Source organism: Galliscardovia ingluviei, assembly GCF_014635685.1.
In the GTDB taxonomy this organism is placed as follows: Bacteria; Actinomycetota; Actinomycetes; order Actinomycetales; family Bifidobacteriaceae; genus Galliscardovia; species Galliscardovia ingluviei.
Genome location: NZ_BMDH01000012.1, coordinates 1 through 528 on the forward strand (window position 1 = coordinate 1; position 528 = coordinate 528).

The 528-nt window shown below is 38.1% G+C and carries 1 protein-coding gene; it reads left to right on the forward strand.

Annotation, left to right across the window (positions count from 1 at the left end; translation table 11 throughout):
• Positions 1 to 528: restriction endonuclease subunit S domain-containing protein (locus IEU85_RS08605; protein WP_503826528.1), on the forward strand; the 528-nt coding region annotated here is incomplete at both ends.

Below are 528 nucleotides of genomic sequence, written 5' to 3' on the forward strand. Positions count from 1 at the left end.
CGTTTGGGAGCAGCGCAAGTTGGGTGATTATACGGAAAGGGTTACAAGGAAAAATAGGAATAATGAATCCGATATTCCTTTGACTATTTCCTCTCGTGATGGTTTAGTCGACCAACGTACCTATTTTAATAAAACCGTTGCGAGCAAAGATATGTCTAATTATTTCTTGTTGCTTCGCGGTGAGTTTGCGTATAACAAAAGTTATTCTGTTGGTTTTGACTTTGGCTCAATAAAACGGCTTAATTATTTTGGCAAAGGTGCTTTATCAACGTTATATATTTGCTTTGCGCTAAAATGTTTTTCCGATGTAGATTCCGATTTTCTGGAACATTATTGGGATAGTCAAAAATGGACACCGGAAATTGCAGCTATCTGTGCTGAAGGTGCACGAAACCATGGATTACTGAATGTGTCGACAACAGATTTCTTTAAAATAGTTACAACACTTCCTTCTGAAATAAAAGAACAAACCAAGATTGCGTCTCTGCTTTCTACCCTTGATAACCTTATCGCCTTGCGTCAGCGAAA